Raw genomic sequence first — 21,769 nt, forward strand, 5'->3', positions numbered from 1 at the left:
GTCGGGTTCGTGCGGTTCACACAACATCGCCCGTTCGAGGGCGTCATCCGGTCGGCGACGGTCTCGATGACCAAGACGGGCAAGTTCTTTGTCTCCATCCTCGTCAAACAGGACGATGAACCATGGATCCCAGCCGAGAACAAGGTCGGGATCGATCTCGGTCTGGAACACCTCGCCGTCATGACGAACGACGCGATGGTATCGGAGAAAATCGAAAACCCACGTTTCCTTCGACAATCCGAAGCGAAGGTCAAGAAGGCGCAACGGGCGCTGTCGCGAAAGAAGATCGGGAGCAAGAATCGTGAAAAGGCCAAATTACTTTTGGCCAAGAAACACGAAAAGATTGCCAACCAACGCAAGGACTTCCTTCACAAACTGTCGAGACGGATCGTTGACGAGAACCAAGTCATCGTCGTGGAGACATTGAAGTCGAAGGACATGATGAAGGATCACAAGGTGGCGAAGTCCATCGGGGATGTCAGCTGGTACGAGTTCGTCCGGCAACTCGAGTACAAATCAAACTTCTACGGACGGACGCTCATCAAGGCGGATCAATGGTTCGCATCCACTCAAATCTGTTCCACTTGCGGCGTAAAAGGCGAGAAGAAGGCGATGGATGTCCGTGAATGGACGTGTGCCTGTGGCGCGCATCATGACCGTGACATCAACGCGAGCATCAACCTATTGATGTTGGCCGACTGACAATCCTTCAGGGCAGGGACTGCCCGACGAGCTTGGTAAACAACCGTGGCTAGTAAGAGCACGGTCTTCCCAAGAAGCTCCCACTTCAATTTGCGAAGCGAATAAGTGCGAGTAGTTCACATATGTAGATCGGATAGCGAAACTGAAAGAAACCAAGTTTGATGGTGAGAAATACACCGGACAAGACGAGTAACGAGATGATTGGCACTCCCCAAAGCCAATTTAAAAAATTCGTGACAATATCGATAACTGCATATATATAACCACTTAAATTCCATTATTTTACTTAAATACCGTTTCCTAAAGTAAGGACTCTAAACATTTTTGTCAAAATAAAGGAGGAATATAGAATGAGAGTCGCCAAACATTTGGTCGTATCTGGACGTGTCCAAGGCGTCGGGTTTCGAAACTTTTCACAAGAGACAGCTCGCCAATACGGAATCAAAGGATGGGTTCGAAACTTGAATGACGGAACGGTCGAACTTCATGTAGAAGGCACGAGTGAAGACATCGAGTCATTTCAAAAAGCTTTACAAGACGGAAATCGTTTCGTCGGCGTCGAGCGAATTGATGAAGCGAAAACAGACGATCAAGGATTCCGGAAGTTTGACATTCGTTATTAAACGCTTACATTCTCCTTCATGTCGAAGGGGGATTTTTTTATGAAATCTACATTTCAAAAAATTAAACCTCGAATTTTGGAGATGGGGTGGTCAAACGATAGGAAGTGTGTATAATGAAATAGACCAAGCGATATATTGTCAGAAAATTTAGTTATTATTTTTTTGTTAAGTCGTTCGGAATATCAAGTGTATGGAGGTAGTTGTATGAAAAAATCGACATTGTTCCCGTTAGCGTTTACGATTTTTGCTTTATTCTTTGGGGCCGGGAACTTGCTGTTCCCACCAGAGCTCGGCGCCTTGGCGGGGGAAAACCTCGTACCGGCGATGATCGGGTTCGTCATTACGGGTGTCGGTTTACCGCTTCTTGCTTTGTTCGCAGTCGCTCGGGTCGGCGGCGGAACAGACCAAATTGCTCGTTATATTCCAAAACGTCTCGCGCTCGTCTTGACGGGATTGATGTACGTAGCCATCGGGCCATTCTTCGGAATCCCACGTACGGCTGCTGTCACGTATGAAATGGGACTCGTTCCGTTTCTCGATGCACCTTCAACTTTGACACTCGCGATGAGTTCGACCGTCTTTTTCGGGTTGACGTTCTTCTTGACGCTTCGTGCTCAAAAGTTGATTGAAGTCATCGGACGAATCATCACACCAATCCTCTTGTTCTTGCTCGCAGCGATTGGAATCACGAACCTTGTCGCTCCACTCGGAGAGCCAGGAGCTCCAGCAGAAGGATTTGAGACATGGGTTGGCGCACTCGGCCAAGGTTTCCAACAAGGTTATTTGACGATGGATGTATTCGGGGCCCTCGTCTTTGGGGCAATCGTCCTCGTCACCTTGAAAGCCAATGGATTGAGTGACCAAAAAGAAGCGTCTTCACTCCTTCGCTCTGCAGGGATGCTCGCGGTTACCTGTTTGATGCTCGTCTACATCTCGCTCGGATCAATCGGTGCGAATATGACGGTCGCAGAAGGAACAACGAGTGGTGCAAGCCTTCTCCAAGCGTTCGCTGGTACGTCATATGGCCAAGTCGGAATGCTCGCTCTCGGGTTAGCGGTCTTCCTCGCTTGTTTGACGACAGCGGTCGGACTCATCTCAGAGTTCTCACGCTTCATCAGCAACCAGTTTGATTCACTCAAATACCACCATGTCGTCATCGCGACTACATTGTTCGGCTATTTGATCTCACTCGTCGGATTGGGCACGTTGATCCAAATCGCGGTCCCACTTCTCACGCTTCTCTATCCGGTCATGATCGCGCTCGTGCTCGTATCGGTGACAGAACGACTTCAGCGAAACCCTGGTGTGGCGATGAAAGCGACGATTTATACGGCGCTCGTGCTCTCGTTCTTTGAAACGTGGAACGGCATCCAGCCGTCTGCGGTCACTTCTTGGATCGGAAACTTACCAATGGCGGAAATCGGTCTTGCTTGGGCGGTTCCAACGATGATTGTCTATGCGATCACACTCCTTCTTCCGAAGGGAACGTCACAAGAATCACTTGCTCAGTCACGCATCTCATAAGTCTAGCCCATCCTTTGGTCAAGGATGGGCTTTTTTCTGTCTTATTGTTTGCCTGGATGTGAGCTCAAACAGTAAAATGGAAAGATGAAAAGGGAGTGACATGCGTTGACAACAAAACAAAAAAATCAATTGGCGATCCTCATGTTAAATATGTTTATCGCCGTCGCCGGCTTCGGGATCATCATCCCGATTATTCCGGATTACTTAAAGATGATTGGCGAAGGGGGAACCGCCGCCGGGTTGATGATTTCCGTATTCGCGGGTGCTCAACTCGTCATGTCACCGATTGCGGGGAAATGGGCGGACGTCTACGGGCGCCGACTCATGATCATTCTCGGTCTGATTGGATTCACTATCTCGATGGGCGTCTTCTACCTATCGGATAATTTAACAATCTTGCTCGTATCGCGTGCCATTGGGGGAGTCGGGGCAGCGTTATTGATTCCTGCCATCTTTGCCTATGTCGCGGATATCACGACGCTCGAACAGCGAGCGCGAGGGAACAGTTATATTTCCGCGGCAATGTCACTAGGGATTGTCGTCGGACCAGGGATTGGTGGATTTTTTGCCGAGTTCGGGCTAAAGACGCCATTACTCGTCTCAGCAATCGTTTCGTTCATTGCTGTCATTTCATCCGTCCTTCTTTTAAAAGAACCGGACCGTGCCCCTTACGTAGCACCGAAAATAAAGGAATCGTTACCGACACAATTGGTCATGTCGACACGTAAACCATACTTCTTCGTGTTATTGATCAACTTGGTCATGGCGTTCGGACTCATGGCGTATGAATCAGTGCTTGGATTATACGTCAGCGAGATGTTCAGCGCGACGCCTCAAGAGATTGCCATCATGGTGACGGGAACGGGCGTTGTCAGCGTCATCGTCCAACTGTTCGCGGTAGACCGTTTAGTCGAGTTGATGGGAGAGGTCAAAGTCGTTCTCGCCTTCATCGCGCTCGCGGCGTTTGGTTTCTTATTATCGCTCTTCGCGGGAACGTATATGTTGTTCTTTGCAGTGACACTCGTCATTTTCTTGTCGACGTCGATCTTGCGCCCGGTATTGAACACGCTCGTCTCAAAACTTGCCGGAAACGAGCAGGGACTTGCGATGGGGATGAACAACGCCTATATGAGCATCGGAAATATTTTAGGACCGACACTCGCGGGTATTGCGTTTGATATTGATATGCGCTATCCGTTCATCATGGGGCTGGTCTTGTTGCTCATTACGTATACAGGCACATGGAACTGGTCGAAACGGAAAGCGACCGTCATTTCGGAGTCATAAAGGAGGACGCTATGATTTACGTTGGTGTGACTGGATGGGGTGACCACGATTTGTTATACACGACCCCAGAGGAACGAAAACATAAACTATCGACATACGCGGGTCACTTCCCGACCGTTGAAGTCGATTCGACATTTTATGCGATACAACCCGTGAAAAATTTCGAGAAGTGGGATACTGAGACACCGGACCACTTCCAATTCGTCGTCAAAGTTTCCCGGGAAATGAGCGGGCATGACCGTGAACCCAAAACGCCACTTATTGAGTTGTTTGAGCGTTATCGTGTTTCGGTCGATCCATTAAAACAGGCAGGGAAGTTACGGGCCGTGCTCGTCCAGCTTCCGCCTTGGTTCGACGTATCGAAACCACATCTCGACTATTTGCGAACACTCCGTGCCGAACTCTCTGATTATGAGATTGCCATCGAGTTTCGTAATCCAACTTGGTTCTCTGAGGCGTTCCGGGATCGTACGCTTCAATTTTTAAAGGAACAGCGATTCATCAATACGATTTGTGATGAGCCACAGACGAAAGAGAGCAGTATTCCGTTCGTGCCGGTCGTGACACATCCTGAGGTAGCCGTCGTACGATTGCATGGACGCAATACGTCAGGTTGGCTTAAAAAGCCGGGGATGACGAGTCAGGAATGGCGGCACGTCCGTTGTCTATATCGCTATAGCGAGGAAGAGCTTCAGGAACTCGCTACCTCGCTCCGCGAGATTGACCGTGAAGCGAAAGACGTGTATGTATACTTTAACAACAACTCGGCCGGGGACGCGGCTCCGAACGCCAAGCGTTTGATTGAAATTCTCGGGCTCGAATACGAGCTTGCACCTAGACAAATTAGTCTGTTTTAGAAGGAAGGGATGGCCGTGACGAAACTTACTATTTTTCACTATAATGATCTTCACTCAAAGTTCGACCAATGGCCGAAACTTGTTTCATTTCTAGAAGAACGGCGTACGGACGATACACTCTATTTTGATTTAGGAGATCATGCCGATCGCACACATCCGGCGACTGAGGTGACGCGCGGAAAGTTGAACGTTCGCTTACTCGAGCGACTTCAACCGACGGCCGTCACGATTGGAAACAATGAAGGCATCACGTTTCCACACGATTGGTTAGCCGATCTATATGAAGAGGCTACGTTCCCGATTTTGCTTGGGAATGTGTATGAAGCAGACGGGTCGCGACCAGATTGGGTCGAAGAAACGCTTGTTCTTGAGCGTGATGGGTTGAAAATTGGCTTATTTGGTGTCACAGCCCCTTATGAAGAGTTGTATCCCGAACTTGGTTGGCAAATCGAATCGCCTTACGAAGCGACAAAGCGAGCGCTAGAGCGGTTGGCACATTGTGATGTCATCATCGCACTCAGTCATCTCGGTTTCTTCGGGGATGAACGATTAGCAGACATGTATCCTGACATTGACGTCATCCTCGGGGCCCATACGCATCACGTTTTAGATGAAGGCGTGACGACGAACGGAGTGCTCATTGCACAAGCCGGGAAATATGGGAAGTATGTCGGGGAAGTGACGCTGACGCTCGATGAGTCAGGAGTCGTTTCGAAAGAAGCTCGCCTCCACGAACTGTCACAACAATCAGATAGTCCAGATACGTTGGCGTTGTTAGATACAGAAGGGGCAGATGCCGAACGCCTCCTTGATATCACAATTGCAGAAACAGAAGGATATGCATCTGATTGGTTCGGGTATTCTCCGCTTAGTGAGTTGCTTGTAGAAGGGATGGTCGAATGGTGTGCAGCCGATGTCGGAATCATTCCGTCCGGAGTCGTCCTAGACGGTCTCGCTCCAGGAAAAGTCACGCTGAACATGTTGCATCGGATCTGTCCACATCCAATCAACCCATGTGTCCTGACACTTGATGGTAAGACGCTCGAACGATTTTTACATGACGTGAATGAGGAAACGTTCACGAATATGCACGTCAGAGGTCTAGGATTCAGAGGCACCGTACTCGGTGAGCCGAGTCTGTATCAAATCGAACAGCAGGACGGTCAGTACTACGTTATGGGAGAAAAGCTAGATTTGAATCGGACATATCGCGTCGCGACAGTCGATATGTTGACGTTTGGCCCGCTCCTTCCATACTTAGCAGACCAGCCGAAGCGATATTTCATGCCGGAATTACTACGAGATGTGTTGCGAGAGACAATTGTCGCTCGTCATGAGGTCATTCGAAAAGGATAGAGCCGTCATAGCGGGACATGCTATGATAGTAGAGTGGAGGTGGGAACGATGATTCGAGTGAATCGCCACGGATATACCGTTTTAGAAGAGAAGCGCGACGGATTTGATGAAGAAGCGTTTATCGCACGGTATAGTGACGTGCTTGATAAATACGACTATATTGTCGGTGACTGGGGACACGGACAGCTACGTTTGAAGGGGTTCTATGAACCGCAATCAAAGTTAGCGACGTATGAGAACCGGATTGATCACGTGATGGACTATGTATACGAGTATTGTAATTTCGGATGTCCTTATTTCGTTCTGAAGAAAGAGACGGACATTAACGAAGAAGAGAGTGGTCCTGTCTTTGGTGGAACGAAGCAGAAACTGAAGTTGAAGCGGAAGTTTAACAAGACTGAAGAGACGAATGCGTAAAGTGCTGAGCAATCAGCACTTTTTATATTTCTATATTACAGTTAATTTCCAAATATTTCGTTTAGGTAAAAAGTCATGACTTCGAGTTTAAGGGTTGGAAAAATGTGATAAATTGTCATTAAGGATAGCTACGTAGTTTTGGTTTTTAGAGTGAGGTGATTGGATGCAACATGTACAAACGACCGTCGGGGATCGGGATGACGTCCATAATCGAATTCATAATCTCGGACTAGGGATACTGGCCATGTTCTTTTTTGGCTTTCACATCATGATGACCTTCTATTTTACGGCGGCAGTCATTCTTTTTGAACTCATTCATGTGTTGATCGTCCGTCGCTTTGAATACAGCCACTCTTTTTTACGGAGTCGCGTCTTCAAAGTTACGTCTCACCTTGCATTTTCGCTCGGAGTGCTCTTGTTGATCTTATCCATGTCTCAGTTCTTTTTAGGTAACGTAATGATTCGTTAAACGGAAAGGGAAAAATCCTTTCCCTTTTTTATGTTTTTTTGAAACGTCCTTCAACCTTTTCACGTACACTGTAGAGAAGACTATAAAAAAGGATGGGTTACAATGAGATCTGAATGGAAACAACATGCACGACAAGCACTGAAAGGAAAATGGTGGCTCATGGCTGGATTGGCACTCTTGTTCATGATCATCAACGGGATTCCACAAGGATTTGCTCCACCTGTGGACCCGAATTCTACAGAGCCGCTCACATCGACAGACGTCACGTTAAGTTTCGTGTCGAACGTTCTTCAAATCTTGATTGCACCACTTGCCATCGGTTGGTCATGGCTCGCGCTTAACGTATCACGCGGAAATGGCGCATCACTCTCGACATTGTTCAAGCCGTTCCAAAAACGTTATGTGAAACATGTCATCACGTCTTTCGTGATGGGTGTGTTCCTCGTATTGTGGACATTATTGCTCATCGTACCTGGAATTATCAAAGGATTCTCGTACTCGCTTACGCCGTATATCTTACGCGATCAGCCTGAGCTTTCAGCACTTGAATCGATCACAGAATCGCGTCGTCTCATGGACGGGCACAAGATGGAAGCATTCATGCTCTTCTTGTCGTTCTTCGGATGGTTCCTCGTCGGTATTTTGACACTAGGGATTGGGTTCTTCTTCATCGGGCCTTACTTCTCGACAACGTATGCGACGTTCTATGACTCGATTCGCGACAATCAAGTTGGTTCGGACGAGCCGGTACACGGAACGGAACAAGGATTCTAATCAAAAAAACGCCTCGCTCATTTTATTGAGCAAGGCGTTTTTTTTAGGCGTTGACTTCAGTTTTTTGTAAGTATGGTTTCAATGACAAGTGATGTTCAGCCACGACTTTACGAATCGTGCGTGTCTTCGAGCGCATGACGAGTGACGTCGTCTCGACGATATCATCCGTCAAGAACTTGACGCCATCGAGCAACTCACCTGACGTGACACCCGTCGCAGCAAAGATGCAGTCGTCGCTCTTGACGAGGTCGTCGAGCGTAAGGAGTTGAAGTGGGTCTTCAATTCCCATTGAGATGACGCGAGCTGATTCCTCTTCGTTCATCGGATGTAAACGGGCCTGCATGTCTCCACCAAGCGCTTTGACAGCAGCGGCTGTGATGACTCCTTCAGGAGCTCCGCCTGTACTGATGAAAATATCGATTGGGTTCGATTTGACGGCAGCAGCGATTCCGGCAGAGACATCGCCATCCTCGAAGAGCTTGACACGTGCGCCGACATTCATGACGGCTTGACGAAGGTGTTCGTGGCGGTCACGGTCTTGCATGATGACCGTTACTTCTTCGATGCGCTTATTATTATATTTCGCAGCTTTTTCAATGATTGACTCGAGCGGTTCGTCGAGGGAGACTTTCCCTTTTAAGTTTGGACCGACGACAAGCTTGTCCATGTACATATCGGGTGCGTGGAGGAGGGCACCTTCATCAGCAACGGCGATGACGACCATCGCATCTCCAAGGCCTTTTGCGACAATGGATGTTCCTTCGAGTGGGTCGACAGCGATGTCAACTTTCGGACCGAATGTCGTTCCGAGTTTTTCCCCGATGTAGAGCATTGGGGCCTCATCGAGTTCACCTTCTCCGATGACAACTGTCGCATCCATGTTGACCGTTCCGAGAACTTCTCGCATCGCTGACGTTGCTGCATCATCGGCCTCGTTCTTTTGACCGCGTCCAATCCATTTCGATGATGCGAGTGCTGCTGCTTCTGTTGCCCGTACGATTTCTAATGCTAATTCACGTTCCATAATGTTGTACCCTCCACGTTATCTCTATTCAATGTGTTATACTTTTTACGGTTTAAATCCGTTGATTAGTGTATCACAATTTTATAAATGATGTAAATAGGACAGATTCTTTTCTCCTGACCGAAAAAGCATTAGTATTAACAGCAGGGGGGATCATCATGTATTTTGTGAATAGAGAGAAGATTAATCAGACACTGGAACAAATGGAGACGATGTTAGCGCACACCGATCAATTGACGGGGGATGCGTTCACGGTGGAGCTTGCGAAACAGCGAATGGCCGTCCTTCTTATGGAAGGTGTCATCGATGTTGGGAACTCGATGATTGACGGGTTCATTATGCGAGATCCGGGCAGTTATGAAGACATTGTCGACATCTTACTGGATGAGCGTGTACTTGATGAAACGACGGCGAACGCGACGAAAGCGCTCGTCGGATTACGTGCCTATTACGTTCGTGAGTTTGTGCACGCCGACGCATCAAAATTTGATGAGTGGGTGAAAACGTCAAAACAAGACTTCACGGCATTCTCCGCACAAGTTCGTCACTACTTAGAAGTCGAGCTTGGACCAGTGTCCGCATTCTTACCAGAAAGCGAGTGATTGGATGGAACCGATTAAAGGATATTTGTTTGATTTAGACGGCACGATGTATGCCGGTACAGAACCCGTTCAGGCAGCGGTTGATTTCGTCAACGAACTAGAAGCGACGGGCGTCCCGTATTTGTTCGTCACGAACAACGCATCGATGACACAACAACAGATCGCGGATAAATTGATTGCGATGGGCGCAAATGTGAAGGCAGAAAACGTCTTGACGAGCGCGATGGCGACAGCTTTTTATATTGAGAAGATGTCGCCAGGAGCAACCGTCTATATGATTGGGGAAGACGGACTCCGTCTCGCGTTAGAGTCTCGTGGTTTTCATGTCACGGACGAACCGAAGGCGGACTACGTGGTCATCGGACTCGACCGACACATCACGTATGAGAAGTTGGCGCGAGGCGCAATCGCCATCCGTTCAGGGGCTCGATTCATCTCGACGAATGGGGATATCGCCATTCCGACCGAACGTGGATTTTTACCGGGGAACGGATCACTCACGTCTGTGTTGACCGTGACGACGGAGAAAGATCCTTTCTTCATCGGAAAGCCGGAACCGGTCATGATTGACATCGCACTCGATATGATTGGGTTGAATAAAGAAGATGTCGTCATGGTAGGGGATAACTATCACACAGATATTTTATTTGGAATCAACGGTGGCATTCGTACACTCCATGTGAATTCAGGTGTACATGGACCGGCATTTATCCAAGAACAAGAAAAACTCCCAACCTATATGGTTGAGAGCTTAGATGAATGGAAGCATGAAAAAAAGGGATGACGAATGTCTCCCTTTTTGCTTAGAATACTTGTTCTACTTCGACGATGCCTGGTACTTCTTCGATGAGCGCACGCTCAATACCAGCTTTTAGCGTGATTGTTGAAGACGGGCAGCTGCCGCAAGCACCCATCAAACGGAGCTTGACGATGCCTTCTTCGACATCTACGAGTTCGACGTCTCCGCCGTCACGAAGCAAGAACGGACGCAATTTATCGAGCACTTCTTGGACTTGATCAAACATTTCCATGGTATCTACCCCTTTCTCGTTCTACTTTATTCTAGCAAGTTTGAGAGTGTTTCTCAATCATTTACGCTGAGCGTTTCATCATCGAGTAAGGGAAGGATTTTGTATAATGGTTTTGAGGGGGAATGAAGATGAAAATTACGGTATATGGGGCTGAAGTTCAATGTGCGAGTTGTGTCGGTGCACCGAGTTCGACCGAGACGTATGAATGGTTACAAAGTGCACTCGGACGAAAGTATCCAGAGCAATCCTTTTCGTTCGAATATATCGACTTCGAACAGAGTGAAGACGAGTTTGCACAGGCACTTAAAGAGGACGAATGGTTCTATCCGCTCGTCTTGTTAGACGGGGAAGTAATTGATGAAGGCGTCGTTCAGTTAAGAAAAGTATATGCGGCGATTGAAGCGAAGCAATCATAAATGAGTATTGACGACAGGCGGACCATGCGAAGGCAAGGTTCGTTTTTTGTTTACCTATTCTTTCGAAAACGAAATATGAGGATTTGTTTTATCAGTTTTACAAAACTAGAGTACTTGTTGAACACTTTACCTGATGAATTGGAATCAAAAAAAGACGAACCAGGTCGTATGATGCGACTTGGTTCGTCAATCAGTGAAGTCGAGCGAAGCGCTCGATTTTTTTCGGTTAAAGAAGTTGGAACGAAGACGTTGCTGAACCAGCCGTGTAACCAGTTAGCGTCGCGTCAGACTTCACTTGATACGTACCGCGTTGTGACCAAGAGTTCGTAGAGAGTGTGAACGTGATCGCTCCTGAAGCATTCGTCTTGCCTGTACCGACGAGTGTCGCGCCGTTCGGTTGTGTGACCGTCACACGGACATCGGCGTTCGCGACCGCTTGGCCATTCGAATTACGTACTGTTGAAGAAATCGAGACGACTTCACCCGCGTAGTAGTATGACTTCGAAGTCGATACTGTCGCCGTGAGTGCTTGTACCGGTTGTGTCGTACCACCAGAAGTAGGGGCTTGGACGAGTCCATTTCCGAACCAAGTGTCACGACCTGCCGTACCGAGGTCAATCGAATCTTGCGATAATTTCGTACGGAGTTGCGTGCTCGATAACGTTGGGAAGGCTTGCTTCATGAGCGCAAGGTTACCTGCAACGTAAGGCGTCGCCATCGATGTCCCGCTCATTTGACCGTAGCCGCCATTTGAGAGGGTTGAATTGATGCTGACACCAGGTGCTGCGACTTCGACTGTGCCACCTGTCGCTGAGAACGAGGCACGGTTGTTGTTGATATCCGTCGCAGCGACGGCGATTGCCGAACTGTAACGCGCTGGGTAGTTAACGAGATCGCCCGACCCATCGGTACGTCCGTTGTTTCCGGCTGCCGCAACGACAAGGATGCCTGCGTTATTCGCACGATCTACGACTTGTTGGAGTGTCGTCGAAGGGCTTGTCGTCCCAAGACTCAAGTTGATGATGTCCATGTCATTTGTGATCGACCAATCAATACCGGCGATGATGCTTGATAGACTACCGCTACCGTTCGCCTCAAGTGCTTTGACGGCATAGATGCTTGCCTCGTGAGCGATTCCGACCGTACCGATGCTGTTGTTACGGGCTCCGATAATCCCGGCGACGTGCGTACCGTGACCGTTATCGTCGGCGTAAGAACTCGTGACCGTACTAAACGAGGCACCACCAGCAATCGTTAAGTCAGGGTGAGCGGAAATACCCGTATCAACGACGGATACTTTGACACCTTTCCCAGTGAATCCACTTTGCCAAGCGGAAGGAGCTTGAAGTTTAGGGATTCCCCAATCCTGGTTTTGGTTTTCGATATGTACCGTTTGATCGACTTCCACGTGTGCGACATGCGGGTTATTCTTCAGTCCGTTCAAGGCAGCTTTCGGAACTTCGAGTGCTGCTGCAGGAATATTCGAATACTGTTGTTTAACTTCCATGCCTTCAATCGAGAGCGGGATTTTCTTTGCCGATTCTTTGAAGACGACGAGGACGCGTTCTTTCTCCTTGTTCGGGGCGGCTTCCGCGCCTCCTGGGACGGTTGATAAGACGAGCAATGATGCAAGGACGGTGCTACAGATTTTCTTCAACTTGTTTCCTCCTTTAAGGTAGTAGGCAAGATGACAGGATGTCGTACTGCCGTGTTCATAGAGTAACAAGTATTTCCAACGGATAGAATATGTCGATGGCATTAAAAATCTGAATATTTAGATAAGGATACAGGGGATTCAGATACAAGACTTTTGACTCAAGAGGACGTAACGGTAACAGAAAATCGGTGATGCGGTGCATGAAAAAAGCGAATCGACCCGTCAGGTCCATTCGCAATTGTTTACTTGATGACTTTATGTTTCCAAAGAATGCCGGACTTCAACAAGCGGGCGACTTTGCCGGTGAGTGATTGTTTCCCCATGAACACCCCGAAGCCTGCTTTCTTACCGAGGGAACCGAGCGTCCCTTTCAATTTGATGTCTGGTAACTCTGGATAGGCAAGTCCTTTCCATTTACAGAGGAGCACTTGAACGATTTGTTCCGCCTGAGCTTCGGCGAGCTGTCCGGACGGTGCGTATGGCAAGCTCGCATTGTCTCCGACGACAAATACGTCTGGTAGGCCAGGGACGAAATGGTGCTCCGTCAGTTTGACACGTCCGCCTCCATCAAGCTCCCATCCTTGATTGCGTACGACAGCGACCGGTTGAATACCGGCTGTCCATACGGTCAAGTCGGAAGGGAACAAATCTTCATGGTTCCATAATCCATCGGCATCGACGCGCGTAATGTTGGCGTTGTTGATGACTTCGACTCCGTGCTCTTCGAACCAAGATTGCACATACATGGAGACACGATTGGATAAGAATGATAATACGGAAGGTCCACGGTCAAACAAGCGAACCGTCAAATCAGGACGACTCTCGCGTAGTTCGCTTGCGAGTTCGACGCCGGATAATCCGGCTCCAACGACCGAGACGACCGAGCCAGGCCGTAACCCGTTGATCGCTTGCTGTGTTTTTCGTGATTCTTCAAGTGTTTGAATACTGTACGTGAACTCTGCTGCCCCTTGGACGTTATGATATTTGTCTTCACAGCCTAATCCGATGACGAGGTCATCATACGGTACTTTTTCTCCACTCGCGAGAAGAACCATCTTGTCTTCCGTATCGATATCCGTGACTTGTCCGTATATGTAGTCAATTTCTTCCGGAAAATCGATGCGAATATCGCGGTCCGAGACTGTTCCTGCAGCGAGCGCATAATACTCTGTTTTTAATCCATGATAAGGTAAGCGATCGACGAGCGTGACCGATACGTCCTTCAACTGATGTCCAAGAACTCTTTCGATGACACGCATACCCCCGTAACCGCCCCCTAAGACGACTAATTTGCGCATAATAATCCCCCTTTGTTACTCTTCAACTGTATCATGTTATAATCTGCCGTAGAAGAACCATTTTCCGATAATTCACGTAAAGAAAGACGGTGACATATATGATGAATCCAATCATCGAATTTTGCGCCTCGAATTTAGCGATGGGCTCACAAGTGGCCCGAGCGAAATTAGAGTCTGATCCTGATCTCGATGTGGTCGAATACGGCTGTACAGGCTACTGTGGCGTCTGTTCCCTTGATCTCTTTTGCCTCGTCGACGGGGAAGTCGTGACCGGTGAAACACCGGATGAGTTAGTGACGAAGGTGTATGAAAAAATAGAAGAGATGGCATGGTAAAAAGTTTGAGGGATGACCTCAAACTTTTTTATTTCACCCGTTGCATTTTAAAAAGATGGATGTTATATTCTAAGAGGTTCGAATGTAGGTTGTCTGACGTTTAACAACGAGAAAAAGAAAGCGTTTCAAACGGTAGGGCACATCTCTTTTCGGGTATGACACATATAATCGCTTTGTTTAATATGAAAGGAGCACAACATCAATGAAAATCATGAGTGTGGTTGGTATTTTGGCACTAATTGCAATCGCTTACATCTTCTCTACCAACCGTAAAGCCATCAAATGGCGCACGGTCTTGGCAGCGTTCGCTGTTCAATTCGCGTTTGCTTTCCTTGTACTGTACACGTCTTGGGGACGTTCGGCACTTGAATGGATCTCGAGCGGGGTTCAAGCCATCTTGAATACGGCCGGTGACGGGATCGCGTTCGTATTCGGAACAGCGGTCGGCGGTGACAACTTCGTCTTCGCATTCCAAGTCCTTCCGATTATCGTTTTCATGTCATCATTAATCGCGTTACTCTACTACCTTGGCGTCATGCAGTGGGTCATCCGTATCCTCGGTACGGCACTCGCGAAAGCCTTAGGAACGTCACGTAAAGAGTCACTTTCAGCAACAGCAAACATTTTCGTCGGTCAAACGGAAGCACCGCTTGTCATCAAGCCTTACCTTCCTACGATGACACAGTCTGAGCTCTTCGCAGTTATGGTCGGTGGTCTTGCATCGGTTGCCGGTTCTGTACTTGCTGGATACGCAGCACTCGGTGTACCGCTCGAGTACTTGCTCGCAGCGAGCTTCATGGCAGCTCCAGCTGGTCTCTTGTTCGCGAAAATCATCGTTCCAGAAACAGAAGAATACGATGATGACATCGAGATTGCAGAGGAAGAAGAAGACAGAGCGGCGAACTTCGTCGATGCAGCGGCACGTGGTGCTTCTGACGGTCTCTTCCTTGCTTTGAACGTCGGTGCAATGCTTCTCGCGTTCGTTTCATTGATTGCGCTCGTCAACTTGATCCTCGGTTCAGTCGGCGGACTCTTCGGATTTGATAGCTTGTCACTCGAATTGATCCTTGGTTACGTGTTCGCGCCACTTGCATTCGTCATCGGTGTACCATGGGCAGATGCAGTACAATTTGGTAGCTTCCTCGGTCAAAAATTAGTCTTGAACGAATTCGTTGCCTTCTCTGAGTTTGCACCAATCATCGGTACTGGTGATTTGTCAGCTCGTACAGAAGCAATGATCGCATTCGCACTTTGTGGTTTCGCAAACATTTCATCACTCGCGATCCTTCTCGGTGGTCTTGGTGGTATGGCGCCAAACCGTCGTGGTGACATCGCACGTATGGGTGTCCTCGCAATTCTCGCAGGTACGCTTGCAAACTTGATGTCAGCTACATTGGCTGGACTTCTTCTCTAATTAGTATAAGAAAACGCGATCACTTCGGTGGTCGCGTTTTTTAGTGTAGGGATGATATATACAATTTGACGTTCGGCCATTGAGCTGTCCAATTTTTTTGAGCCATTCGTTTCAAGTAGATTGGATGTTTTGGGGTGCTTGTTTCAAAATACGGTGTAGGTCTAGCTTGTAGTGTGAGAAGGTCTTGAACGCCATAGGGTGCTGAGAGAATGAGCTCACCGTCTACATTGAGACGTACCCCGATTGCGGTCACCGTCTCGGGGAAGTGCGCTAGCGCATCGACCGATGACGTATATGGTGGCAAATGGTTCACATGATGCATCCTCGCTTGGTTTTTTACAGACCAAGGTACGCTCGGGTCGAGTTGATTCAACACCTGTTCTAATTCTTTTTCGATGGATTCTTCCGACTGGGTAAGGTCGAAATAAATCACATCGACGTCGTCCGTTTGGGTCGGTGCATCGTATCCATGAAGATGGTCCCATATTTTTGCGCGAATATAGCCCGCGCAAATCCACCAGTCTGGCAGACGAAGGGTAGCAACGGTGCGAAGGTGATTCATAAGTTCTGCATCTTGTTGTAAAAAATCAATCAAATCCTCTTCATGTTTCATCAATCAAACTCCTCCTGATCCATCGGATTGAAAAAAAGCACCTAGGCAACGCCTAAGTGCTCGTATATCGATTATGCTTGAAGTTGTACGCGCTGACGTTCGATCCACGGCTTCAATTTCAAGAAGAGTGGAACGAAGAGTGCGCTGATCAAGATTGCTTTAATCAAGTTGAACGGTAAGATCCCGTAAAGGACGAGGTCCGTCTTCACGGCCGGGTCGGCCATATCTGCCATTCCGAAGAAGAAAGCATAGGCTGGCAAGATGACGAGATAGTTTAAAATGGCGAGGCTGAGTGCCATCGTGATTGTACCGGCGAGTAGTCCGGAAGCGAGTGCTTTGTTCGTCTTCCGTTTGTGGTAGAACCATGCGACCGGGTACATGAATGCGACACCTGCGAAGAAGTTTGCGACTTCTCCGACCGGGACACCGCCACCGTTAAAGACATAGTACAAGACGTTTTTCAATCCGACGACCACGACACCTGCGAGTGGGGAAAAGACGATTCCGGCAATGAGTGCAGGAATGTCACTGAAATCCACTTTGAGGAATGGTGGTAAAAATGGGAGCGGGAAGTTGAATAGCATGAGTACGAACGAGATCGTCCCTAGCATCGCCAAAGTCACCATAGTTGTCAGTCGTTTGTTGCGCGTAGTTTTCATCAGAATCTCTCCTTTAGGTCGCTCCTCGATGAATGGCACCCGTCGCATATAAAAACCCGATTGCAATGAAGACAATCGGGAGAGTTTACGCGCATACGAAATAGATGTTTTCCAAGGTGGAAAAGTCCACGTCAAAGAAAACATCCGGATATCGGTCGGATGCCGCCATCTTCTCCCATCCAGACTGTACTGTCGGCTTTCGAATCTCACGAAATCAGCAAGCAACGCCTTGCTCGCTCACGGGCTGAGAAGAATAAATTCTTCAATACCGCCGGTCGGGAATTTCACCCTGCCCCGAAGATGGAACGATTTAATTTTTTTTGTTACAGTTTAGTTATACAAGATAATGTACAAAACTACAAGTCAATTGACTTGAAATGAAGATAAAATGAGGAGGAGTTCAGATGATTCATTTGACAGAATCAGCAGCACTTCAAGTGCAAGAGATGATGAAACAGACCGAACGTCCAGATGCGCAATACTTGCGAGTGAAGGTCCAAGGTGGCGGATGTACAGGACTTTCATATGGAATGGGCTTTGATGAGGAGAAGACGGATAAAGATATTCAATTCGACCATCACGGCGTCCGCGTCATCGTCGCAGAAGTCGATCACGGGGTCGTCGATGGGCTCGAGATTGACTACAAACAGTCGATGCTCGGTGGGGGTTTCACGATTAAAAACCCGAATGCCATCGCCACGTGTGGCTGCGGTTCAAGTTTCCGAACGGCGACGAACGCCGGTACACCAGGAGAATGTTAATTATTTTAGACTATGGAGCGCCATAGTCTTTTTTTTGTGCGATTCGACCAGTTACGGAACGTCGGGGAAAGGGAATGTAGGGAAGAGAATCGTATTGAAGGGGGCTAGGGTGATGAGGAAAGTATTGATTTTTGGAGGATCGCGCTATTTCGGGAAACGACTTGCCTTACGACTCGCGGAGGCGGGGGATGATGTGACGATTGTGACGAGGGGGCAGTTGCAAGTGCCGGAAGCCGAAGGGATTCGGTCCATCAAAGGAGACCGGCAATCGGTCGCGACGATGAAAGACTTGGCACGCGAACGTTACGATCTCGTCTATGACAACATTTGTTTTACTCCGTATCAGGCAAAAATCGCCTCAGATGCGTTCTTGGACAAGGTCGGAAAGTATGTCCTGACGTCTACAATGTCGGTTTACGCGCCGGGTCCTGAATTAAAAGAAAGTGACTTTAATCCGCTCCATTATGAATATCATCTAGAGGCTGAGCATGACTACGGACAAGGGAAGCGAGAAGCTGAGTCGTTCTTCTTCCATCGAGCTTCATTCCCAGTTGCGACCGTACGCTTACCGATCGTCCTCGGACCAGATGATTATACAGATCGACTCAAATTTTATGTGGACGCGATTCGCAACGAGGAACCGATTGTGCTGCATCATCCAGAAGCGAAGATGGGCTTCATCTCGAGTGCGGAAGCAGCAGCATTTTTAGAATGGGTGGGACGTGCGAACGTGACTGGTCCTTTCAACGCAGCGAGTGACGGTCTCATCTCCATGGGTGCTTTAATGGAGCGAATCGGACAACATGTCGGAAAACCGGTCCATATCATAAAAGATGGGGAGTCGTCCCCATATGATTCGGACGTCGACTATTACATGTCGATCGCTGAAGCGAAAAAGGCGGGCTTCGTGTTCACGCAACTCGATGACTGGATTGACCGGGTCATCATTCAGACGATGCGGAAATGAAAAAATCCTCTGTGGACACGGTCCACAGAGGATTGATCATTATTTCCCGGCAAATACAGATGTCGAGTGTTGCGGATGACGTGCAGTCGGGTCCACAAGTTGCTTCACTTGATTGATGGCAATTGGTGCTTCACCAAAACCTGTCGCAATCAGCTTCACTTTTCCTTCGTATGTGGCGATATCACCACAAGCGAAGATCCCGGCAACTGTCGTTTCCATGCGTGAGTCGACACGGATCGTGTTCTTCTCAAATTCCATTCCCCAGTTCTTGATTGGGCCAAGAGATGACACGAATCCGTAGTTACAAATCAAATCATCGATCTCAACGATTTTCGACTCGCCGTCCTTATCCGTCAATTCAACAGATTCGATGTGTGTCTCACCTGAGAGTGACTCGATGTTGTACGGCGTAAGGACATTAATCGTCGATGCCTTCATTTGTTCGACCGTATGTTCGTGAGCACGGAAACGGTCACGGCGGTGGACGATGTGTACTTCTTTCGCGATCCCTTCGAGCATGAGTGCCCAGTCGACAGCAGAGTCGCCACCACCGGCAATCATGACGCGGCGATCACGGAATTTCTCCATGTTGTCGACAAAGTAATGAAGGTTTGCGTAATCTTCGCAACCGTCAAGACCGAGTGGACGAGCCGAGAAGGCACCGTTTCCGGCAGTGATAATGACCGCTTTCGTATGGTACTCTTCTTTATTCGTCGTCAAAACGAACGTGCCGTCCTCGAGACGTTCCACCGTTTCGACCGTTTCGCCAAGGCGGTAGTCTTGCTCGAATTGATCAGCCTGTGCTTTTAATTGATCGATCAGATCCTGTGCTTTCACTTTCGGGAAGCCAGCGATGTCATAAATATATTTTTCAGGATAGAGCGTTGACAATTGACCGCCGAGTTGCGGTAAACTTTCAATCAACGTCGTATCGAGTTGGCGCATGCCTGCATAAAATGCGGTGAACAGTCCAACCGGACCTCCACCGATGATGATTACATCTTTCGTCGTCTTCATCGAATTCCTCCTCAAAGCGTATACATTTATTATAGAGAGTTTATTGAATTAAATCCATTCAGTACAAACATGCAACACTTTCAAAAAAAATTCAAGAAGATAAGCTTTTCCATTGAGAATTCAATTTAAAGAGCGTACAATGAAACAGAAGCAATTGTGAACAGATGTTGAACAAGAATGGGCTTTATTGTGAACATCTATGTGAAGAAACACACAACATAGTTGTTCGAAAAAACAAAACTTTAAACAAGGTGGAAATGAACATGAAACGACCTAACATTGTTATTCTTGGCGCGGGCTTTGGCGGACTCATCACAGCCGTCAACCTTCAAAAGACACTCGCTGCAGGTGACGCGAACATCACGCTCATCAACAAGCATGATTATCACTACCAAACGACTTGGCTTCACGAACCAGCTGCTGGAACGATGAACCCAGACCAAGCACGCATTTACATTAACGATATTGTGAACCCATCACGTGTGAAACTTGTCAAAGGGATCGTCGATCGCGTCGATACTGCTGCGAAACAAGTTACGCTTGAAGATGGTTCCGTCGTCGAATACGACTACGTTGTCATCGGTCTCGGCGGTGTACCGGAAACATTCGGTATCCCAGGCTTGAAAGAAAATGCCATGACAATTAGCTCATTGAACAGTGTTCGTAAAATTAAAGAGCACATCGAGTACTCATTCGCTCAATATAAAACAAACGGTTCTTCTGACAGCTCGTTCGTAACGATTGTTGTCGGTGGTGCTGGATTCACGGGAATCGAATTCCTCGGTGAAATCGTCAACCGAATCCCAGAGCTTTGCAAACAATATGACGTTCCACGCGAAGCTGTTCGTATCGTCAACATTGAAGCAGCGCCAACGGTTCTTCCAGGTTTCGACCCAGAACTCACAACGTACGCACAGAAATGGTTGGAGCGTAACGGTGTCGAGATGAAACTCGGTAACGGAATCAAAGGTGTTGAGCCAGGTGTCGTTACGTTTGGTCCACTTCAAGGTGACACGACGGAAACGATCCACGCCAACACGATCATCTGGACAGGTGGCGTAAGTGGTAGCCCGATCATCGAAAAATCAGGATTTGAAGCGGTTCGTAACCGTGTCATGGTGGAAGCGGATAACCGTGCACCAGGTCACGACAACGTCTTCATCATCGGTGACTGCTCGGCAGTCATGGACCCTGCTTCGAACCGTCCATACCCACCGACGGCACAAATCGCAACACAACAAGCGCACAACGTTGCGAAAAACATCGCTGCGCTCATCAATGGCAAATCGACTTCGAAGTTCACTTACGAGAGCAAAGGAACAGTTGCTTCACTCGGTCATAACGATGGAATCGGAATCGTCATGGGTAAAAAAATCTTCGGTCGCAACGCTTCATTCATGAAGAAAGTCATCGACAACAAACACTTCATCGAATTGAAAAAATACGGACTTGTCCTCAAAAAAGGGAAGTTCTAATTTTCGATTAACGTACGGCTCGTTCTGATTCAGAACGAGCTGTTTTCTTTCGAAATTGTCATAGGAAGTTCTTTGACCACGTCGGTCAGAATTTTGTATAATGGAGAGCGGACAAGGGGGACATCACATGCATATTATCCAAGCAGTCATTGGGGCCGTCTTATATATGACGATTTTTTTCAGTATCGGCTTCATCTTGAATATGTTACTTAAAAAGACATGGACACTCGTGTTCATTTATCCGATTTTTGTCATCATGATGATTGATAATGTCAAACTTTCGAGTTACGTGACCGAGACGTCAACTGCACTCACGGGAATCTATGAAGGACTCGTCGGATTGCAACTTCTCGATTTGTTCATGCTCGGTTTCGGGTTGCTCGGAGCAATCTTGGCTGGCGTGACGATTCGTTTCTTACGAAAGAGCGGTTATTCAATGTTTTAAATGGCGACAGAAATGTTCGCCTTTTTTGTTTTGTCCCTACTTTTTT

General features: G+C 47.9%; 25 protein-coding genes, 1 pseudogene and 1 riboswitch. Of the genes and pseudogenes, 18 read left to right on the forward strand and 8 right to left on the reverse strand.

Annotated elements, in window-relative coordinates; translation table 11 throughout:
- On the forward strand, nt 1-702 hold a 702-nt coding region (locus KNP62_RS00005; protein WP_214782017.1), incomplete at its 5' end, for an RNA-guided endonuclease TnpB family protein.
- A gap of 121 nt (nt 703-823) precedes the next feature.
- On the opposite strand, the pseudogene KNP62_RS15765 reads toward KNP62_RS00005, so the two are convergent.
- A pseudogene (locus KNP62_RS15765) lies at nt 824-961 on the reverse strand (sodium:alanine symporter family protein); the annotation flags it as partial.
- Between the two features lie 91 nt (nt 962-1,052).
- Between KNP62_RS15765 and KNP62_RS00010 the strand changes: the two are divergent.
- The 8 genes from KNP62_RS00010 to KNP62_RS00045 all read left to right on the forward strand — a co-directional run bounded on the left by KNP62_RS00010 (nt 1,053) and on the right by KNP62_RS00045 (nt 8,009).
- A complete protein-coding gene (locus KNP62_RS00010; RefSeq protein ID WP_214782020.1) occupies nt 1,053-1,325 on the forward strand; it encodes an acylphosphatase in 273 nt (90 codons plus the stop codon).
- 204 nt (nt 1,326-1,529) lie between these two features.
- The gene (gene brnQ / locus KNP62_RS00015; RefSeq protein ID WP_214782023.1) at nt 1,530-2,849 is read left to right on the forward strand and encodes a branched-chain amino acid transport system II carrier protein; all 1,320 of its coding nucleotides are present in this window, start codon (nt 1,530-1,532) and stop codon (nt 2,847-2,849) included.
- A gap of 105 nt (nt 2,850-2,954) precedes the next feature.
- Nucleotides 2,955-4,136 (forward strand): MFS transporter, encoded by a 1,182-nt coding sequence (locus KNP62_RS00020; RefSeq protein WP_214782026.1) that lies wholly within the window; start codon nt 2,955-2,957, stop codon nt 4,134-4,136.
- A gap of 11 nt (nt 4,137-4,147) precedes the next feature.
- A complete protein-coding gene (locus tag KNP62_RS00025) occupies nt 4,148-4,993 on the forward strand; it encodes a DUF72 domain-containing protein (protein WP_214782029.1) in 846 nt (281 codons plus the stop codon).
- Nucleotides 4,994-5,002: 9 nt separating this feature from the next.
- The gene (locus KNP62_RS00030) at nt 5,003-6,349 is read left to right on the forward strand and encodes a bifunctional metallophosphatase/5'-nucleotidase (protein WP_214782032.1); all 1,347 of its coding nucleotides are present in this window, start codon (nt 5,003-5,005) and stop codon (nt 6,347-6,349) included.
- A 48-nt stretch (nt 6,350-6,397) separates the two neighbouring features.
- On the forward strand, nt 6,398-6,766 hold the full coding sequence (locus KNP62_RS00035) for a YutD family protein (RefSeq protein ID WP_074033531.1): 369 nt from the start codon (nt 6,398-6,400) through the stop codon (nt 6,764-6,766).
- Between the two features lie 163 nt (nt 6,767-6,929).
- A complete protein-coding gene (locus tag KNP62_RS00040; RefSeq protein WP_074033530.1) occupies nt 6,930-7,235 on the forward strand; it encodes a hypothetical protein in 306 nt (101 codons plus the stop codon).
- A 102-nt stretch (nt 7,236-7,337) separates the two neighbouring features.
- Entirely contained in the window at nt 7,338-8,009 is a 672-nt protein-coding gene (locus tag KNP62_RS00045; RefSeq protein WP_074033529.1) for a DUF975 family protein, read from the forward strand.
- Nucleotides 8,010-8,052: 43 nt separating this feature from the next.
- Here KNP62_RS00045 and glpX read toward each other — a convergent pair whose 3' ends face one another.
- The gene (gene glpX, locus KNP62_RS00050; RefSeq protein WP_047795127.1) at nt 8,053-9,033 is read right to left on the reverse strand and encodes a class II fructose-bisphosphatase; all 981 of its coding nucleotides are present in this window, start codon (nt 9,031-9,033) and stop codon (nt 8,053-8,055) included.
- 158 nt (nt 9,034-9,191) lie between these two features.
- Here glpX and KNP62_RS00055 point away from each other — a divergent pair, with 158 nt between their 5' ends.
- Both KNP62_RS00055 and KNP62_RS00060 read left to right on the forward strand, forming a co-directional pair.
- A complete protein-coding gene (locus tag KNP62_RS00055; RefSeq protein WP_074033528.1) occupies nt 9,192-9,635 on the forward strand; it encodes a DUF86 domain-containing protein in 444 nt (147 codons plus the stop codon).
- A 4-nt stretch (nt 9,636-9,639) separates the two neighbouring features.
- Nucleotides 9,640-10,419, forward strand: a complete 780-nt coding sequence (locus tag KNP62_RS00060; RefSeq protein WP_214693457.1) for a TIGR01457 family HAD-type hydrolase — start codon at nt 9,640-9,642, stop codon at nt 10,417-10,419.
- 19 nt (nt 10,420-10,438) lie between these two features.
- Here the strand turns inward: KNP62_RS00060 and KNP62_RS00065 are convergent, their stop codons facing one another.
- Nucleotides 10,439-10,666 carry a NifU family protein gene (locus tag KNP62_RS00065; RefSeq protein ID WP_012726833.1) on the reverse strand — a complete coding sequence of 76 codons (228 nt, stop codon included), beginning with the start codon at nt 10,664-10,666 and terminating at the stop codon, nt 10,439-10,441.
- A gap of 128 nt (nt 10,667-10,794) precedes the next feature.
- Between KNP62_RS00065 and KNP62_RS00070 the strand changes: the two genes are divergently transcribed.
- Nucleotides 10,795-11,082: a YuzD family protein gene (locus KNP62_RS00070; RefSeq protein WP_224861643.1), complete on the forward strand. Its 288-nt coding sequence runs from the start codon at nt 10,795-10,797 to the stop codon at nt 11,080-11,082.
- Nucleotides 11,083-11,308: 226 nt separating this feature from the next.
- Here KNP62_RS00070 and KNP62_RS00075 read toward each other — a convergent pair whose 3' ends face one another.
- Both KNP62_RS00075 and KNP62_RS00080 read right to left on the reverse strand, forming a co-directional pair.
- The gene (locus KNP62_RS00075; RefSeq protein ID WP_214782037.1) at nt 11,309-12,739 is read right to left on the reverse strand and encodes a S8 family serine peptidase; all 1,431 of its coding nucleotides are present in this window, start codon (nt 12,737-12,739) and stop codon (nt 11,309-11,311) included.
- A 242-nt stretch (nt 12,740-12,981) separates the two neighbouring features.
- A complete protein-coding gene (locus tag KNP62_RS00080; protein WP_214746262.1) occupies nt 12,982-14,037 on the reverse strand; it encodes an NAD(P)/FAD-dependent oxidoreductase in 1,056 nt (351 codons plus the stop codon).
- Between the two features lie 98 nt (nt 14,038-14,135).
- On the opposite strand from KNP62_RS00080, the gene KNP62_RS00085 reads away from it, so the two are divergent.
- The gene (locus KNP62_RS00085) at nt 14,136-14,372 is read left to right on the forward strand and encodes a YuzB family protein (protein ID WP_074033523.1); all 237 of its coding nucleotides are present in this window, start codon (nt 14,136-14,138) and stop codon (nt 14,370-14,372) included.
- A 202-nt stretch (nt 14,373-14,574) separates the two neighbouring features.
- On the forward strand, nt 14,575-15,786 hold the full coding sequence (locus KNP62_RS00090; protein WP_214782040.1) for a NupC/NupG family nucleoside CNT transporter: 1,212 nt from the start codon (nt 14,575-14,577) through the stop codon (nt 15,784-15,786).
- A 40-nt stretch (nt 15,787-15,826) separates the two neighbouring features.
- On the opposite strand, the gene KNP62_RS00095 is transcribed toward KNP62_RS00090, so the two are convergent.
- Nucleotides 15,827-16,399, reverse strand: a complete 573-nt coding sequence (locus KNP62_RS00095; RefSeq protein WP_214782043.1) for a nucleotidyltransferase family protein — start codon at nt 16,397-16,399, stop codon at nt 15,827-15,829.
- 71 nt (nt 16,400-16,470) lie between these two features.
- A complete protein-coding gene (locus tag KNP62_RS00100; protein WP_214693438.1) occupies nt 16,471-17,058 on the reverse strand; it encodes an ECF transporter S component in 588 nt (195 codons plus the stop codon).
- 163 nt (nt 17,059-17,221) lie between these two features.
- Nucleotides 17,222-17,364, reverse strand: a riboswitch (FMN riboswitch).
- A gap of 98 nt (nt 17,365-17,462) precedes the next feature.
- Here KNP62_RS00100 and KNP62_RS00105 point away from each other — a divergent pair.
- The gene (locus KNP62_RS00105; RefSeq protein WP_074033519.1) at nt 17,463-17,819 is read left to right on the forward strand and encodes a HesB/IscA family protein; all 357 of its coding nucleotides are present in this window, start codon (nt 17,463-17,465) and stop codon (nt 17,817-17,819) included.
- A gap of 112 nt (nt 17,820-17,931) precedes the next feature.
- A complete protein-coding gene (locus tag KNP62_RS00110; RefSeq protein WP_214782046.1) occupies nt 17,932-18,786 on the forward strand; it encodes an NAD-dependent epimerase/dehydratase family protein in 855 nt (284 codons plus the stop codon).
- A gap of 39 nt (nt 18,787-18,825) precedes the next feature.
- On the opposite strand, the gene KNP62_RS00115 is transcribed toward KNP62_RS00110, so the two are convergent.
- Entirely contained in the window at nt 18,826-19,803 is a 978-nt protein-coding gene (locus tag KNP62_RS00115) for an NAD(P)/FAD-dependent oxidoreductase (protein ID WP_074033516.1), read from the reverse strand.
- Between the two features lie 263 nt (nt 19,804-20,066).
- Between KNP62_RS00115 and KNP62_RS00120 the strand changes: the two genes are divergently transcribed.
- Together KNP62_RS00120 and KNP62_RS00125 are read left to right on the forward strand one after the other, a co-directional pair.
- The gene (locus KNP62_RS00120) at nt 20,067-21,278 is read left to right on the forward strand and encodes an NAD(P)/FAD-dependent oxidoreductase (RefSeq protein ID WP_214746276.1); all 1,212 of its coding nucleotides are present in this window, start codon (nt 20,067-20,069) and stop codon (nt 21,276-21,278) included.
- Between the two features lie 127 nt (nt 21,279-21,405).
- Nucleotides 21,406-21,723 carry a YuiB family protein gene (locus tag KNP62_RS00125; protein ID WP_012726819.1) on the forward strand — a complete coding sequence of 106 codons (318 nt, stop codon included), beginning with the start codon at nt 21,406-21,408 and terminating at the stop codon, nt 21,721-21,723.
- Nucleotides 21,724-21,769: the final 46 nt, after the last annotated feature.

This window comes from Exiguobacterium sp. s183, from assembly GCF_018617655.1.
GTDB lineage: Bacteria > Bacillota > Bacilli > Exiguobacteriales > Exiguobacteriaceae > Exiguobacterium > Exiguobacterium aestuarii_A.